At 48.6% G+C, this 15,818-nt stretch carries 14 protein-coding genes and 1 pseudogene; all 15 read left to right on the top strand.

From position 1 onward, the window contains the following. Positions 1-48 precede the first annotated feature (48 nt). The 15 genes and pseudogenes from ABWH99_RS19715 to ABWH99_RS19645 all read left to right on the top strand — a co-directional run bounded on the left by ABWH99_RS19715 (position 49) and on the right by ABWH99_RS19645 (position 15,813). Positions 49-2,364 carry a BamA/TamA family outer membrane protein gene (locus ABWH99_RS19715; RefSeq protein WP_375583517.1) on the top strand — a complete coding sequence of 772 codons (2,316 nt, stop codon included), beginning with the start codon at positions 49-51 and terminating at the stop codon, positions 2,362-2,364. Positions 2,365-2,735: 371 nt separating this feature from the next. Further along, on the top strand, positions 2,736-3,989 hold the full coding sequence (locus ABWH99_RS19710) for a dihydroorotase (protein WP_375583516.1): 1,254 nt from the start codon (positions 2,736-2,738) through the stop codon (positions 3,987-3,989). Continuing rightward, a complete protein-coding gene (locus ABWH99_RS19705; protein WP_375583515.1) occupies positions 3,982-4,500 on the top strand; it encodes a DUF4199 domain-containing protein in 519 nt (172 codons plus the stop codon). The genes ABWH99_RS19710 and ABWH99_RS19705 overlap by 8 nt, the downstream gene beginning before the upstream one ends. An 11-nt stretch (positions 4,501-4,511) precedes the next feature. Next, positions 4,512-5,069: a DUF4199 domain-containing protein gene (locus ABWH99_RS19700; protein ID WP_375583514.1), complete on the top strand. Its 558-nt coding sequence runs from the start codon at positions 4,512-4,514 to the stop codon at positions 5,067-5,069. A 6-nt stretch (positions 5,070-5,075) separates the two neighbouring features. Then, positions 5,076-6,038: a glycosyltransferase family 2 protein gene (locus ABWH99_RS19695; RefSeq protein WP_375583513.1), complete on the top strand. Its 963-nt coding sequence runs from the start codon at positions 5,076-5,078 to the stop codon at positions 6,036-6,038. Further along, positions 6,038-7,003: a glycosyltransferase gene (locus ABWH99_RS19690; RefSeq protein WP_375583512.1), complete on the top strand. Its 966-nt coding sequence runs from the start codon at positions 6,038-6,040 to the stop codon at positions 7,001-7,003. The genes ABWH99_RS19695 and ABWH99_RS19690 overlap by 1 nt, the downstream gene beginning before the upstream one ends. A 394-nt stretch (positions 7,004-7,397) precedes the next feature. Beyond that, on the top strand, positions 7,398-8,804 hold the full coding sequence (locus ABWH99_RS19685; protein WP_375583511.1) for an anthranilate synthase component I family protein: 1,407 nt from the start codon (positions 7,398-7,400) through the stop codon (positions 8,802-8,804). Between the two features lie 23 nt (positions 8,805-8,827). Next, complete coding sequence (locus ABWH99_RS19680; RefSeq protein WP_375583510.1) at positions 8,828-9,391, top strand: anthranilate synthase component II; 564 nt, start codon at positions 8,828-8,830, stop codon at positions 9,389-9,391. Between the two features lie 11 nt (positions 9,392-9,402). Then, the gene (trpD, locus tag ABWH99_RS19675; RefSeq protein ID WP_375583509.1) at positions 9,403-10,413 is read left to right on the top strand and encodes an anthranilate phosphoribosyltransferase; all 1,011 of its coding nucleotides are present in this window, start codon (positions 9,403-9,405) and stop codon (positions 10,411-10,413) included. 1 nt (position 10,414) lies between these two features. Then, positions 10,415-11,237: pseudogene (trpC, locus tag ABWH99_RS19670) on the top strand (indole-3-glycerol phosphate synthase TrpC). A gap of 17 nt (positions 11,238-11,254) precedes the next feature. Then, the gene (locus ABWH99_RS19665) at positions 11,255-11,887 is read left to right on the top strand and encodes a phosphoribosylanthranilate isomerase (RefSeq protein WP_375583508.1); all 633 of its coding nucleotides are present in this window, start codon (positions 11,255-11,257) and stop codon (positions 11,885-11,887) included. 12 nt (positions 11,888-11,899) lie between these two features. Further along, positions 11,900-13,078: a tryptophan synthase subunit beta gene (gene trpB / locus ABWH99_RS19660; RefSeq protein WP_375586604.1), complete on the top strand. Its 1,179-nt coding sequence runs from the start codon at positions 11,900-11,902 to the stop codon at positions 13,076-13,078. Positions 13,079-13,083: 5 nt separating this feature from the next. Then, entirely contained in the window at positions 13,084-13,857 is a 774-nt protein-coding gene (gene trpA, locus ABWH99_RS19655) for a tryptophan synthase subunit alpha (protein WP_375583507.1), read from the top strand. Beyond that, positions 13,854-14,873, top strand: a complete 1,020-nt coding sequence (gene aroF / locus ABWH99_RS19650) for a 3-deoxy-7-phosphoheptulonate synthase (protein WP_375583506.1) — start codon at positions 13,854-13,856, stop codon at positions 14,871-14,873. Before trpA ends, aroF begins: the two co-directional genes overlap by 4 nt. A 163-nt stretch (positions 14,874-15,036) precedes the next feature. Continuing rightward, positions 15,037-15,813 (top strand): phenylalanine-4-hydroxylase, encoded by a 777-nt coding sequence (locus ABWH99_RS19645; RefSeq protein WP_375583505.1) that lies wholly within the window; start codon positions 15,037-15,039, stop codon positions 15,811-15,813. The last annotated feature ends 5 nt before the right edge of the window (positions 15,814-15,818 follow it).

Below are 15,818 nucleotides of genomic sequence, written 5' to 3'. Positions count from 1 at the left end.
TCATGACTTCGCCGACGGAAAACGTGGAAAAAAACCCAGAAAACTAAGATGAGTACCAACCGTTTTTTGCATTTCTATCGCATTCCGATGTTTGGGCTTCTCGCGCTCTCGTGGCTAGTCGCTGCCTGCAATGTCAGCAAACACCTGCCGGAAGGCGAATTGCTCTACACGGGAGCCGATTTGGAGATTGTGCAGGAAGAACCCGTGAAAAAAATAAAAGCAGTGCGGGAAGAACTCCAGGGATTGCTTCGTCCGAAGCCCAACAACAAGATTTTGGGGCAGTACCTCGGATTGTGGGCCTATTTTAACATGCAAAAGGATCATCCTGGCTTCATCAACCGCTTCATTTACAAAAAACTGGGAGAAGAGCCGGTATATTTCAGCCAGGTACAGCCAGAAAAAACGAAAGAACTACTGCTAAACAGGTTGGATAATAACGGTTTTTTTTATGCAGAGGTGGTGTCGACAAGTTCAAGGACTAACAAGAAAGCAGACATAAGCTATCGGGTCACCCTTCCCGCTCCGTATATCCTTCGAGATTACCATTACGAGCGGGACAGTTTGCCCATTGATAAACACCTTAAGGAACTGCTGCCTGGTTCGAAGATTGAGAAGGGTGATCGATTTTCATTGGATGAAATGAAAGCGGAACGGGAGCGATTGAATACGGCATTAAAAAACCGGGGCTTTTATAACTTTAATCCCGACTACCTGATTTTTGAAGCGGACACCAATCAGTACCAGGGGCGTGAATTTGATTTGTATTTGCGTCTGAAGGAGACCGTACCGGAAGAAGGGATCCTTCCTTACCAAATTCGCTCCATACGTGTTTTTCCCAATTACTCACTTGACGAATACGGTCCGGGTACGGATACCACACGGGTAGAGGGGGTGGAATTTATTCAGGAACAATTTTCCTTTAAGCCAGAGTTGCTGCGGCAGTATTTATTGATTGAAAAGGGTGGGCTATTTGATTCGCAACAGTCCCGGCTTACCAGTAATCGCCTTTCGGGGATTGGCAATTATCGTTTTGTAAATATCCGGTACACAGAGGTAGCCGGAGAAAAAGAAGGAGAAAACGGTCTTTTGGATGCCAAGGTTTACCTTTCTCCCCTGGATAAGCGTTCGATCAGGGCCGAATTACAAGGAATCTCCAAGTCCAACAACTTTGCAGGCCCGGCCTTGCTTTTGAACTACCGTAACAGAAACCTCTTCTACGGAGGAGAGACGTTTAATCTGACGGGGAAGATTGCCTATGAAAGCCAGATCGCATCCGGAGCACGGGAGGGACTGAATGCATTTGAATTTGGGCTCAAGGGAGACTTGATTTTTCCCCGGGTGGTATTTCCTATTCCAATCAAAGAGCGCTTTGCTTATTCCGTGCCCAAGACAAAGATCAGTCTGGGCTCGGAATACCAGGACCGCAGGGATCTTTATCGTTTGAACAGTATCTCTGCCTCCTACGGTTATTTTTGGAACGCCAATCGGTTTGTGTACCATGAGATCACCCCCATTAGCCTGAATTTTGTGAATCTATCCAACACCTCTGCGGAGTTTGAGGAAATACTGGACAACAACCCGTTTTTGCGGCAAAGTTTCGAGCAACAGTTTATTGCCGGCATTACCTACAATTACGCCTTCAATAAGCTGATGGATAAATACAGAACTCACAGCGTATACGTGGGCGTGAACATGGATCTTGCTGGATTTGGTCTTCGTTTTGCGAACAACGTTTTCAACGGGTCAGACCCCAATACCTTCCTCGGATTTACCTTTGCCCAATACAACAAAGGTGACGTCGATTTCAGGTACTACCTCCGGTTTACAGAAGAAAAGCTCCTGGCCCTTCGTTTGTTTGGAGGTGCCGGGCTTCCTTACGGAAATTCGGTTTCGCTTCCGTTTGTGAAACAGTATTTTTCCGGAGGCCCCAACAGCGTACGGGCATTCCGCATTCGATCGTTGGGACCGGGATCATTTCGGCCCGACAGCGAATCTACGGCCAACTTTTTTGATCAGGCAGGAGATGTGCGCCTGGAAGGGAACCTGGAATTTCGTTTTCCGATTTTTTCCTATTTAAAAGGAGCTGTTTTTGCCGATGCCGGGAACGTTTGGCTAATCAATGAAAACGAAGCACTCCCTGGGGGTAAATTAGGGAAAGACTGGTACCGGGAGTTGGGAATCGGGGCAGGTCTTGGATTGCGGATCGACATTGAGTTTTTTGTCCTACGATTTGACCTGGCCACACCTTTGCGAAGACCCTACCGGGAAGAGGGGCAGCGATGGGAGCGAGATTTTCGGCTTGGAGATAGCGACTGGAGAAAGGAAAATTTCATTTTTAATTTTGCAATTGGCTATCCGTTCTGACCCAGTGTAGCCTCGCTGAAAACGGAGGATCATTGCCCTGATGCTTCCCGGACTGACAATTTTCACGTTTTTTGGATGTTATCGCGGACCTGGCAGGCTGGAACAGTAGCTTCATTGGGTGTGGTGTCAGGCAAGCCTTTGGAAAAGGGGATAACCTTACGGGCGAAACAATCAAAGCCCCTCGCCCTTGTCATTTACCTTTCTGAACAATTACACCACTCCAGCCGACCGACGTATTTCTCCCCTGCAGCCTGGCGGTACCTGACCCGTGCCGTTCCCGGTCTTTTCCTTGCGGCTTATTGGGGCTTTCCTTTTCATATATTTCCATTTTAAGGAATAAAATTGCAGTTTTGCAAAAATACCTACCGCACATGACCGTACGCTTTCAGTCCCTTAGAATCATTACTGAAAAGGAAATTCTTCCTCCAGCTGATTATATTTTTGATGGCAATACATTGACGAAAGCCGGCTGGGCGGCCGCCGGAGACCCGGAAGAGGAAGTCAAGGTCGATTGTACCGGATTACTTGGTTCCAGAGGATGGACAGACCTCAGATGTTTTTCAGGCGAGCCCGGTTTGGAACACCGCGAAACGCTGGAGAGCCTGGCCCGGGCGTTGATGCAGGGAGGCATGACCGAAGCGGTGCTGCTTCCAAATACGCAGCCGCCCCTGCAGTCCAAGAATGAAGTGGCCTATGTACAGAGTAGGACAGCAGGATTGTTCCCCACCTTTCACATACAGGCAGCCGTAACAAAAAACTTTATCGGAGAAGAATTGACCGAAATGCTGGACCTGCACCATCACGGCGTGCGGATATTTGGTGAGGGCCTGGAGCCCTTGTCCCACTCAGACCGCATGATGAAAGCGCTTCAGTACCTGCAAAAGTTTGATGGGATTCTTTTTGACCAGAGTTTGGACCCAATGTTGGCTCTTTTTGGCCACATGCACGAGGGCCTGGCCTCTACCCGATTGGGACTGAAAGGCATCCCGGACCTGGCGGAGGAAGTAGCCGTTCAAAAAAATCTGGAGATTCTCCGGTACACCGGCGGAAGACTTCACTTTCAGACCGTTAGTACGCGAGGGGCATTGGAGCAGATTAGGAAGGCGAAGGGCGAGGGGTTGGCAGTTACCGCAGATGTGTCCATCTACCAGTTACTTTTTTTTGACAAAGACCTGTGGGAGTTTGATACCCGTTTGAAAGTGATGCCGCCCTTCCGGGGAGTCTCCCAACGGGAAGCATTGATAGAAGGACTAAAGGACGGAACCATCGACGCCCTGGTATCCAATCACGTTCCACAGGATGGGGATGCCAAAAACAGGGAATTTGATCTGGCGCCCTTTGGTATGTCCGGCTTGCCAGCTTTTGTGCCCGCACTCGTAACCTTATCGGAAGAATTGGGCTACCCTTTGCTGATCAGCAAACTCACCAGGGGACCACAGCAGGTGTTGGGACAAGCCGGGGAAGATTGGACCAGCCTTACCGTTTTTGATCCGGATGAAGCCTGGGAATTGAACGAGGTGACAAACGCCTCCATGGCGGAGAATAATCCCTATTGGGGTCAGTCAGTAAAAGGCCGGGTGAAATACCTGGTCAATAATGGAAAAATGGAGGGGCTTCATGAATAGGTACTGGAGAGCGGCTTACCCATTTGGCCTGTCGGGGGCTGGCTTGTGCCTGCTGGGAATGCTGGTAATGTACCTGCTACAGGTTGAGCCCGTCAGCATGAACCTTATCCTTGGGTATATTTTTACGCCAATTTTCGTGTTTTTTGGCATCAAAGGCTTTCGGGATGGCTATAATAACGGAGACTTGTTTTTTAGCCAGGGAATGACGGTGGGTTTCCTTGTCTACACACTAATGGCCCTGCTTTCCGGATTGTATGTGTTTGTTTTCCTTCAGGTGGAAGTTCAGGCTTTTGAAACGTTCCGGCAGGTTAATCTGGACCTGATGTCCGACAATCAGGAGGTATTGAAAGAACAGCTGACTGAGCAGGCCTACAACGACACCTACACCAGCGTGTCGGAGATGAGCCGCGCAGATGTCGCTGTCAATGATTTTCTCAGAAAAATCTTCCCGGGTTTGTTCTTTACCATTATAATTTCCATAATTTTAAAAAGGACTAGTCACAACCAATAACCTGCTATATCATGGAAACACAACCTCAACCTTCAAATTCCCCCGCGAGTAGCGCACTGAAATCCGGGCTGATTATCGGCCTTGTCATGCTCAGTATCAATTTTATCGTCTATTTCATCGACTACAGTTACCTGGTAGCAGGCTGGTACGGATTTTTTGTGCTGGTACTTTTTTTCGGGCAGGTGATTTATTTTGGCAAGCAATACCGAAAAGAGATTGGCGGGTTTATGGATTTTGGTACGGCTTTTCAGTTTTCCATTGTTACGCTCATCGTATCGGGTTTGATCAGCACCCTAGGAAACATGCTTCTTTATTTTGTGATTCATCCCGGACTTCCCGAATTGCTTGTTGAGACCCAATTGGAGAATATGGTGGCCATGCTGGATAGCTTTGGGGCAGGAGACAGCCTTTCAGGCGATCAGATCGACGAAATGCGAGAAGAAATGGCTTCTAATTTTACCCCGGCCGGACAATTCAAGGCCTTTGGCATTTCCTTGATCATTTATGCCATCCTTTCCCTGATTTTGGGCGCCATCTTAAAAAAGAAAGACAAATCGAACGACCGGTAAACCTGCATGCCCGAACTATCCATTCTCATACCCGTATTCAACGAAGAAGAGTCCCTTCCCGAACTCCAGGATTGGATCGTCAGGGTAATGGATGATGCCGGGCTGGATGTGGAGTTGTTATACATTGACGATGGGTCAACCGACGGGTCATGGCAGGTAATTCAAGCCCTATCCAAAAAGGATCCCCGCGTAAAAGCGGTTCGATTTATTCGCAATTACGGAAAATCTGCTGCCCTGGATGTGGGCTTTTCTAGAGCTTCCGGCGCAGTGGTGGTGACCATGGATGCGGACCTTCAGGACAGCCCCGAAGAAATTCCTGAGCTCTATCGCATGGTTCGGGAAGAGGGCTACGATTTAGTGAGTGGCTGGAAAAGAAAGCGGTACGATCCCCTTTCCAAAACACTACCTTCCCGCTTTTTTAACGGCGTCACCCGGCTTCTTTCAGGAATCAGGCTGCACGATTTTAATTGCGGCCTGAAAGCCTACCAGCAACGGGTGGTGAAAAACATACACATCTACGGAGAGATGCACCGGTACATTCCTCTGATTGCCAAATGGAATGGGTTTGGCAACATTGGCGAAAAAGAGGTAGCCCACCGGCCCCGAAAATACGGAACGACTAAATTCGGATTGGAGCGGTTTGTTCATGGTTTTCTGGATCTTATTTCGGTATCCTTTGTCAATCGTTACCGTAAAAACCCCATGCATTTTTTTGGTGCTTTCGGCACGCTTTCTTTTTTGTCAGGTTTTGTGATTACCCTTTGGCTGGCCCTGGAAAAGATTCAAGGATTACGTAGGGGGATTTCCGTGCGTGAAATTACAGATCAACCGCTGTTTTTCCTTGCCCTCGTCGCCTTGATAATTGGAGTGCAATTATTCCTTACCGGGTTTCTAGCCGAAATGATGACTTCCAATAATTCCGGAAAGGCCGATTACAACATAGCTGAGGAAATCAAGGAGAAGAGCTGATGCGTTTTTCTGTCATTGTCCCGGTATATAATCGTCCCGAGGAGATCGGAGATTTATTGGAGAGCCTTTGCCGGCAGACCTATACGGACTTTGAAGTGATTATTGTGGAGGACGGATCGTCTCGGACTTGCGAGGCTGTAGTAAGAGACTACAGCGAAAAGCTGGATTTGCGGTACCATTACCAAGCCAATGCCGGACAGGGTTTCGCGCGAAACAAAGGGATGGAATTGGCCGGGGGAGAGTATTTTGTGTTTTTTGACTCGGATTGTATCCTCCCGCCGGAGTACCTGGATGAGCTCTTGCAGGCGATTCAAGCCCGGGGCCTGCAGGCCCATGGGGGACCGGACGATGCCGATGACACCTTCTCTGCCTGGCAAAAGGCGATGAACTTCAGCATGACCTCCCTCTTGACCACCGGAGGGATTCGCGGCAAAATGAAAAATCCCGCGAAGTACCAGGCGAGGGGCTATAACATGGGGTTTTCCCGGCAAATTTATGAGTGTTTGGGGGGATTTGTTCATCCAAACATGGCGGAAGATATCGAAATAAGCTTACGAATAAAAAAGGCCGGTTTTCGCCTCGAGTTGGTCGAAAATGCCCGGGTATATCACCGCCGCAAAAGCACGTTGAGGTCCTTTCTCCGGCAGAGTTATCAGTTCGGCAGAAACAGGGTGTTCATTCGCAGGTTCCATCCGGAGGCAGTGAAGGCTGTTCATTTGTTGCCGGTTTTTTTTCTTTTAGGGATCCTTTCCTTGCCGCTGTTTGCGCTGTTCTTGCCAGCGCTAGCGCTGCTGATGGGGCTGGGATTTCTGGTGTGGACGCTGCTTGTTTTCGTTTTCGCCTTCGAAAACTTCCGGGTAGCTTCCTTTGCCGTGGTTACTTCTTACGGACAGTTGATGGGCTATGGCCTGGGCATTCTTCGTGAATTTTTATTTCCGAAAAAGGAGCATCGGGCGGTTTTTTAGACCTTTGGTACCTTTGAGTTCATTTGCGACGAGGCTGGTTTTTGCACTTCGGAGGCCTGGATGCACTCCGGTGGGACCGCACTTTCCCTGCCAGTCACCGGGCAGATTGCCTGGGGTGGGAGGCCCTGCCAAAATGCCCTTTGCTGTCCGGTGATTTCATGGGGGTAGCGGTATCCTGTGATTTAGTTTTAAAATAAATCCCATTTACTTTTGAAAATGAGCCCCCTTTTCTATATTTGCCCAACCTTATGAAACAAACGAATCAAATTTGGTGGTGGCTTTCTTACTTCTTTTAAAGGGAGAACAGCTATCCATTGCGCAAATTTGTTAGTGTAACGATACCATGGCTTGCTGGACTCCCGGCAAGCCTTTTTTTATTTTAAAAACACAGCAAATGAAACCAATTCGCATCAAAACCCGGTACAAGAAATTGCTGGCAGACACCATCACTCCGGTGAGTATCTACCTTCAAATTCGGGATAGGTACCACAATACCATCCTATTGGAGAGCTCGGATTATCATGGAAACGAAAACAGTTATTCCTACATCTGTTGCGAGCCTATCGCCTCCTTTTCGCTGATTAATACCAAAGTCAGACAGTCCTTTCCCAATGGCCAAAGTACCCTCCGGGAGCTGGCACCCGGAGAAAAGGTGATGGATGTTTTGCGGGCCTTTTCCAACACTTTCCAGGAGGAAAAACTTGATTTCAAATTTATCACCAATGGCTTATTTGGCTACATTCAATACGATTCAGTAAACCACTTCGAAGACATTCACTTACAGAATACAGGGTCTTCTGAGACGCCTCTGATTCACTATGCGGTTTATAAGAACATGATCGTGGTGGATCACTTTAAAAACGAATTGCACATTTTTGAGCATTATCTGGAAGATGAGCCGGGGGAATCGGGTATTGCCAAAATCGAAATGATCCTTAACAATAAGAACATTCCGAGTTATGATTTTAAATTGGAGGGGGAAGAACATTCCAACTACACCGACGCGGAATTTTTGGAAATTCTTGCCAAAGGGAGAGAGCATTGCTTTAGGGGAGATGTTTTCCAAATTGTTTTATCGCGCGCATTTTCCACCGGATTCAAGGGAGATGAATTCAACGTGTACCGGGCTCTTCGTTCCATAAATCCATCTCCTTATTTGTTCTATTTTGATTACGGGTCGTACAAGGTCTTCGGCAGTAGCCCCGAAGCGCAAATCGTGGTAAAGGGCAATAAAGCCACCATTTATCCGATTGCGGGGACGTTCAAGCGTACTGGAAACGATGCGGCCGATGCAAAACTAGCGGTCAAACTATACGACGATCCAAAAGAGAATTCGGAGCACGTCATGCTGGTAGACCTTGCCCGAAATGACCTCAGCCGCTCCTCGGAAAAAGTCAACGTCGACGTATTTAAAGAAATTCAGTACTATTCACATGTGATTCACCTGGTTTCCAAAGTCACCGGCAAGTTGCCTCCAGGAGCCAATCCACTACAATTGGTGGCAGATACGTTTCCTGCAGGCACCCTGTCGGGAGCACCCAAATATCGGGCGATGGAATTGATCGATTCCCTTGAAAACAAAGCCCGGAGGTTTTACGGGGGAGCCATCGGCTTTCTGGGTTTCAACGGCGATTTCAACCATGCCATCCTGATTCGTTCTTTTATCTCGGAAAATAACCAGTTGCGCTTTCAGGCGGGGGCAGGTGTGGTGGCCAAATCCTCTATCGAGAGTGAGCTCCAGGAAGTTAGTAACAAATTGGAAGCCCTGCGGGTGGCGCTGAAGTCTGCCGAGGCCATTTAACTTTTATCACAAAACAATAGAAAATGAAAATACTGGTACTGGATAATTACGATTCCTTCACCTATAATCTGGTCTACATTCTCCGGGAATTGGGATGCACGTTGGACATCTACAGAAACGACAAAATCAGTCTGGAAGCGGTGAATCAGTACGATAAAATCCTTCTATCACCCGGACCGGGCATCCCTTCGGAAGCCGGCATCATGCCCAAACTGATTAAAAAATATGCGCCTACCAAGGACATACTGGGGGTATGCCTCGGTCACCAGGCCATTGGAGAAGCTTTTGGTGGAGGGCTGATTAACCTCAGCGAAGTAGTACATGGTGTAGCCTCTAAAGTACGCATTCAACCGGACTCGTTATTCAAGGGACTCCCTGAATTTTTTACCGTTGGCCGGTACCACAGCTGGGTCATTGACGAAACGGTGCTACCACCGGAACTGGAAGTAATTGCCAAGACGCCTGACGGACAAATCATGGCGGTACGGCATAACCGCTACCGGGTCAAGGGGCTACAGTTTCATCCGGAAAGCATCCTTACCGAACATGGAGTAGAGATAATGAAAAACTGGATCGACGGAAATTAAACCATTGGACAATGAAAGAAATTCTGAATCACCTGATTGAACACAAAACCCTGAACAAGGAACAAGCGAAAGGGGTTCTGAAAGAAATGACCTCAGGAGAGGTCAATCAAAGCCAGATGGCTGCCTTTTTGACCATATTCATGATGCGTAGTGTTCGTGTAGAGGAACTCATGGGGTTTCGAGAGGCCATGCTGGAGCGGTGCATACCGGTAGATATTCCCGAATACAATGCCATTGATCTTTGTGGAACAGGCGGTGACGGCAAGGACACGTTTAATATTTCCACGCTGGCCTCCTTTATCGTTGCCGGTGCGGGGCAGCCGGTCGCGAAACATGGAAACGTGGGGGTGTCTTCGGTTTGTGGTTCTTCCAATCTTCTGGCCCATTTCGGATACGAGTTTACCAATGACCTCGATAAGATAAAAAGCAGTTTGGACCGGGCAGGAATTTGCTTTCTGCATGCGCCTTTGTTCCATCCTGCCATGAAATACGTGGGACCCGTGCGCAAGGAATTGGGCGTAAAGACCTTTTTTAACATGCTCGGACCCATGGTCAACCCCAGCTTTCCAAAAAAGCAACTGGTAGGGGTTTTTAGCTTGGAACTTGCGCGCTTATACGGGTACCTCTACCAAAACAACGAGGTACAGTTTAGCATCTTGCACGCGCTTGACGGCTACGATGAAATATCCCTCACCGGTGACCTGAAATGGATTTCCAACACGGGAGAGCGGGTAGTCAGCCCGGGGGAACTCGGGTTTGAAACCCTCTCTCCAGACTCCATCGTGGGAGGTAATACCGTGGAAGAATCAGCGGCTATCTTCCTCTCCATACTGCAAGGGAAAGGTACCTCAGCCCAGGAAGCCGTGGTGATCGCCAATGCTGCCGCCGCCTTGCTGACTGCCAAACCCGAATGGACCTTCCAAAAAGCAAAGGAAATAGCGACCGAAACGCTTAAAAACGGCACGGCTTTTACCGTGTTCAAGAAACTAATTGATCCCCAAACCTCCATTGCAGCGAGCTGATATGAATATTCTGGATACGATTATTGCCCGAAAGAAAGAAGAAGTAGCAGAGAAAAAAGCACTTTATCCCGAAAAATTGCTTGAAAAAAGCCTGTTCTTTGAAAGCCCGGTGGTCTCTATGAAAAAATACGTGAGAGACCCTGAAAAAACCGGAATCATCGCCGAATTCAAGCGCAAATCTCCCTCTAAAGGATGGATCAATCCCACGGCGTCCATCGAGAAAACCACCATTGGGTACATGCAGGCCGGCGCTTCCGCCCTGTCGGTGTTGACCGATAGCTCCTTTTTCGGAGGGTCGGAAGAGGACCTGAAAACAGGCCAGAAAATTCAACTATTGCCCCATCCTCCGAAAGGATTTTATGGTCGACGAATACCAATTAATTGAATCCAGGTCGCTGGGTGCAGACTGTATTTTATTGATAGCAGCCGCTTTACCGGCCGGGGAGCTTCGGAAACTGGCGTCTTTTGCAAAGGAATTAGGGATGGAAGTGTTGCTCGAAGTCCACAATCGGGAGGAACTGGACGATTCTCTGAACGAACACGTGGATCTGGTGGGGGTAAATAACCGGAACCTAAAAACCTTTGAGGTTAACGTAGAAACTTCTCTGGAGCTGGTTTCGCTTATCCCCGAAACCCATGTACGTATTTCGGAAAGCGGGCTGTCTGAGCCGGCTACCCTGGTACAGTTGAAACAGGCGGGGTTTGACGGATTTCTCATCGGAGAAAACTTCATGAAAACCATCCGACCCCATCAGGCGGCTTATAATTTTATGAATCATTACAGGAAATTAGTAAAATCACTTGCTGAAGAAAATAACCCGTGATCATTAAAGTGTGTGGAATGGCCGAGCCCACTAACATTCAGGGACTGGTGGACCTGCAGCTGGTGGACTGGATGGGCATGATATTCTATCCGCCCTCCCGGCGTTACCTGCCCGGATTCCAGGTAGATCCCGAATTTTACCGGGATATTGTCCTACCGAAAGTGGGGGTGTTTGTCAATGCCGGTGTTGAAGACATTTGTTGGGCGGCGACGACCTATGGCCTGGATCGGATTCAGCTTCACGGCGACGAAAGCCCGGAGCAGGTCCGGGAAGTCAAGCAGCAAACGGGGCTCCCGGTAATCAAAGTATTGCGGATCGGGGAGGATTGGGATTGGAAAGGTTTGGAAGCCTACGAAGCCCAGGTAGACCATTTTCTTTTGGATACCGATGGCCCTTCCTACGGAGGCACCGGGCACCGATTTAATTGGGAAATAGGTAAACAATATCCCTTCCACAAACCGTTTCTACTCAGTGGTGGCATCCAGGCAGATCAGGTGGAGGAACTGCTGGACATGTATCGTTCCTGTCCGCAGATGGTGGGGATAGATATCAATTCAAAATTTGAGCAGCAGCCGGGAGTAAAAAACCTGGACCTTATCCGGATATTTGCCAGCCAAATCAGACAACAACTTGAAAAAACGAACGAATAAATGGAAAGAACGATGATAAAAGTAGACGAAAATGGATTTTATGGGCAATTTGGCGGTGCCTTTATTCCGGAGATGTTGTATCCCAACATCGAGGAGCTACGGGAGAATTACGAAAAAATCATGGCCACGCCTTCGTTTCGCGAGGAATTTGATTCGCTTCTGAAAGACTACGTGGGCCGTCCGACCCCCTTGTTCCTTGCACAACGTTTGTCTGAAAAGTACGGCGCAAAGATCTACCTTAAACGAGAGGACCTTTGCCACACGGGTGCCCACAAGATTAATAATACCGTGGGGCAGATCATTCTGGCCAAAAAACTTAACAAAAAACGTATCATTGCGGAAACTGGAGCCGGGCAGCATGGAGTAGCCACGGCTACGGTCTGCGCCTTGATGGGAATGGAGTGCACCGTCTACATGGGAGCGGTGGACATGGAGCGGCAAAAGCCGAATGTCGAACGCATGCGCATACTGGGAGCCACCGTGGTGCCCGCCAATTCGGGAAGCAAAACCCTGAAAGATGCCACAAACGAGGCGATGCGTCAATGGATCAACAATCCGGTAGATACGCATTACATCATTGGCTCCGTGGTCGGCCCGCACCCTTATCCGGAGATGGTTGCCCGGTTTCAATCCGTGATTTCGGAGGAAATGAAATGGCAACTCAAGGAAAAGGAAGGCCGGGAAAACCCCGATCTGGTGATTGCCTGCGTGGGAGGAGGAAGCAACGCAGCCGGTTCCTTTTATCATTACTACAACGAACCTTCGGTACGCCTGATTGCCGTAGAAGCTGCCGGGCTAGGCATCACCTCGGGCAGGTCGGCAGCTACTACCACACTCGGTAAACCAGGTATTTTGCACGGTAGTAAAACGCTGCTGATGCAAACCGATGATGGCCAGGTAGTCGAACCGCACAGTATTTCGGCAGGATTGGATTATCCCGGTATTGGACCGGTACACGCTCATTTGTTTGCCTCGGGTAGGGGCGAATTTGTGGCGGTAGAAGACGAGCACGCCATGCAGGCAGGAATCGAAGTAAGTCGTTTGGAAGGGATCATTCCGGCTATCGAATCGGCCCACGCTTTTTACGCCCTGAATCAAATCGACTACAAGGCCTCCGATGTGATCGTCATCAACCTCTCGGGCAGGGGGGACAAGGATTTGGAAACCTATATTAAATGGGGAAATTATTAGCAGTTATGAATCGAATAGATAAATTATTTAAGCAAAAAAAGGAGCGCATTTTATCCATCTATTTTACCGCAGGATTTCCGCAACTTGGGGATACAGTGGCGATCATGGAGGCCATAGCGGCAGCTGGTGCCGACATCATTGAGATAGGGGTGCCCTATTCCGATCCCATAGCAGACGGACCCACCATACAGGAGAGTAATAACCAGGCCTTGAAAAATGGCATGACACTCAAGGTTCTATTTGAACAGCTAAAAGGATTCCGGGAAACCGTACACATCCCGGTGATCCTCATGGGATACCTCAACCCCGTCGTGCAATACGGGATGGAGGCCTTTTGCAAAACCTGCAAGGAAGTGGGCATAGACGGGCTAATTTTACCGGATCTGCCCATGCAACAATACCTGACGGAATACAAGCATACATTCGATGCCTACGACTTGCGCAATACTTTTCTGATTTCACCCCAGACCTCGGAAGCCAGAATACGCGAAATAGACCAGCAAACGGATGGTTTTATTTACATGGTTTCCTCGGCCAGCATCACCGGGGCTAAAAAAGAGGTGAGCCCGGAGCAGATTGCCTATTTCGAGCGGGTAAAGGCCATGAACCTGAAAAATCCCCGCTTGATTGGCTTTGGTATCTCGGACAGGTATTCCTTTCAAACGGCTGCGGCCCATTCGCATGGTGCCATCATCGGTAGTGCCTTTATAAACGTGCTGCGGGAGTCAACGAATTTAAAAGAGGATATTCAGGAATACATTCAAGGAATTTTATCATGATCATTCAACTCAAACAAGATATCCCCTCCGGTCAAAAAGAAACCCTGATAGAGAAAGTAAATGGGTTGGGCTACACCGTCACGGAGGTAAAGACGCAGGTGGGGGCTTACCTGATCGGCATCGGAAAGAAAGCATTTGATATCCGGAAGATAGGCGCACTCGATGGCATTCAGGACATTCATATCGTTTCGGACGAATACAAACTGGTTTCGAAAAAATGGAAAGTCAAGCCCACCAGCATTGATCTGGGCGATGGCATTGCGATCAAAGACGGCGACATGGCTATCATTACCGGGCCCTGCTCCATAGAGTCAGAAGAGCAGATCGTTAAGGTGATCGAACACATGAAAGAAAACAATCTTTCCATGATGCGGGGTGGGGTATTCAAGCCCAGAAGCAGTCCCTATGCCTTTAGAGGATTGGGCATGGAAGGGCTCAAACTGTGGCATAGGCTGGCAAAAGAGGCCGGAATCAAGATCGTGACGGAAGTCATGCAGGTTTCCCAAATTGAACAAATGTATGACTACGTGGATGTATTTCAAGTGGGGGCGCGAAACACACAGAATTTCAATTTGCTGGATGAATTGGGTAAGGTGGACAAGGCCGTTCTGATAAAAAGGGGGATTTCCGGTACCATTGAGGAATTGCTGCAATCCGCCGAATACGTTTTTTCCGGGGGAAACGAAAAATTGATCCTCTGTGAACGTGGCATCCGTACCTATGAAAAAGCCAGTAGAAACACCTTGGATTTGAACGCTGTTCCCATCCTTAAGTCAAAATCCCACCTGCCGGTGGTGGTCGACCCCTCTCACGGCATCGGTATCCGTGAGTTTGTGCCGCAAATGGCGCTGGCGGGCGTCATGGCAGGTGCCGATGGGATCATTTACGAGTCGCACGAAAATCCCGACAAGGCCTATTCTGACGGACAGCAGACGCTGAATTTTGCGCAGAGTTCATTATTGGCCGACCAAATACGAAAAATATTTGCGATGAGAAAAACCTTTGACCTGCTGTAGTGGATGCGAACAGCTTTGCGCGGCCCCGAAACCTAAAAAGGAAGGTATAAAGGAAACAGATTGAAGCGATTTGCGTTAGGTTAAGGAGATAGCGTGTGCCTTCCAGCGAGAAAATGTGCAATTAGCCGGAAATTGGCGCTTTTGACTAACCCGGACGACAAATATGACCGATTCACTGAACCCGACCAATTTTTCCGATCCGCGATTGAAACCCCTGTACCAAGATTACTCGGCCTATACATCCGAGGATTTCCAGGTGTGGAAAATTCTTTTTGAACGGCAATACAAAAACCTCCCGGGTGCAGCTTCCCGTAAATTTCTTCAGGGGCTGGAAATCATTGGTTTTTCTTCCGAGCGCATTGCCGATTTTTCGACGGCAAACGAGCGGCTGAGAGCCGCTACGGGATGGAGCATTCAGGTAGTGCCGGGGTTGATCGATGACGATCTGTTTTTTGGGTTGCTCTATCACCGCCGTTTTCCTGCCTCTACCTGGCTACGTTCGATGCAGGAGTTGGATTATTTGCAAGAACCGGACATGTTCCACGATGCCTTTGCCCACCTGCCCCTGTTGACCGACCTGGCGTACACAGGGTTTTTAAAAAATTTAGCCGGGATTGCCCTGAAGCACCTGGATAACCCACTGGCTATCGATTTGCTTTCCCGGATTTATTGGTATACCATTGAGTTTGGACTCATACGGGAAGATGGACAGTTGAAGGTGTATGGCGCGGGCATCCTTAGTTCGGCGGGAGAGACGCAGTTTTCGCTATCGGAAGAGCCACGGCACCTGGCTTACGACGTAGAAAAAATTTTGAATACTCCCTATTGGAAGAATAAATATCAGGAAAGGTATTTTGTCATCAATAGTTTTGAAGACCTCTATGCCTCCATTCCCTTGATTGAAGAAAAATTGGGCGAACTTCTTGAAAAAGCTGAGTAAATTAC

This window comes from Cyclobacterium xiamenense (assembly GCF_042140265.1).
Lineage (GTDB): Bacteria > Bacteroidota > Bacteroidia > Cytophagales > Cyclobacteriaceae > Cyclobacterium > Cyclobacterium xiamenense_A.
Note: the sequence above shows the minus strand (reverse complement) of the source record. Positions and strands in the feature narration are given on the sequence as shown.

Excerpts from the sequence above, each read along its gene's own strand:
- ABWH99_RS19645 (WP_375583505.1), top strand. The coding sequence starts at position 15,037 with ATGACCGATTCACTGAACCCGACCAATTTTTCCGATCCGCGATTGAAA.
- ABWH99_RS19695 (WP_375583513.1), top strand. The coding sequence starts at position 5,076 with ATGCCCGAACTATCCATTCTCATACCCGTATTCAACGAAGAAGAGTCC.
- ABWH99_RS19690 (WP_375583512.1), top strand. The coding sequence starts at position 6,038 with ATGCGTTTTTCTGTCATTGTCCCGGTATATAATCGTCCCGAGGAGATC.
- trpD (WP_375583509.1), top strand. The coding sequence starts at position 9,403 with ATGAAAGAAATTCTGAATCACCTGATTGAACACAAAACCCTGAACAAG.
- ABWH99_RS19710 (WP_375583516.1), top strand. The coding sequence starts at position 2,736 with ATGACCGTACGCTTTCAGTCCCTTAGAATCATTACTGAAAAGGAAATT.
- trpA (WP_375583507.1), top strand. The coding sequence starts at position 13,084 with ATGAATCGAATAGATAAATTATTTAAGCAAAAAAAGGAGCGCATTTTA.
- ABWH99_RS19705 (WP_375583515.1), top strand. The coding sequence starts at position 3,982 with ATGAATAGGTACTGGAGAGCGGCTTACCCATTTGGCCTGTCGGGGGCT.
- ABWH99_RS19685 (WP_375583511.1), top strand. The coding sequence starts at position 7,398 with ATGAAACCAATTCGCATCAAAACCCGGTACAAGAAATTGCTGGCAGAC.
- ABWH99_RS19680 (WP_375583510.1), top strand. The coding sequence starts at position 8,828 with ATGAAAATACTGGTACTGGATAATTACGATTCCTTCACCTATAATCTG.
- trpB (WP_375586604.1), top strand. The coding sequence starts at position 11,900 with ATGATAAAAGTAGACGAAAATGGATTTTATGGGCAATTTGGCGGTGCC.
- ABWH99_RS19715 (WP_375583517.1), top strand. The coding sequence starts at position 49 with ATGAGTACCAACCGTTTTTTGCATTTCTATCGCATTCCGATGTTTGGG.
- ABWH99_RS19665 (WP_375583508.1), top strand. The coding sequence starts at position 11,255 with ATGGCCGAGCCCACTAACATTCAGGGACTGGTGGACCTGCAGCTGGTG.
- ABWH99_RS19700 (WP_375583514.1), top strand. The coding sequence starts at position 4,512 with ATGGAAACACAACCTCAACCTTCAAATTCCCCCGCGAGTAGCGCACTG.
- aroF (WP_375583506.1), top strand. The coding sequence starts at position 13,854 with ATGATCATTCAACTCAAACAAGATATCCCCTCCGGTCAAAAAGAAACC.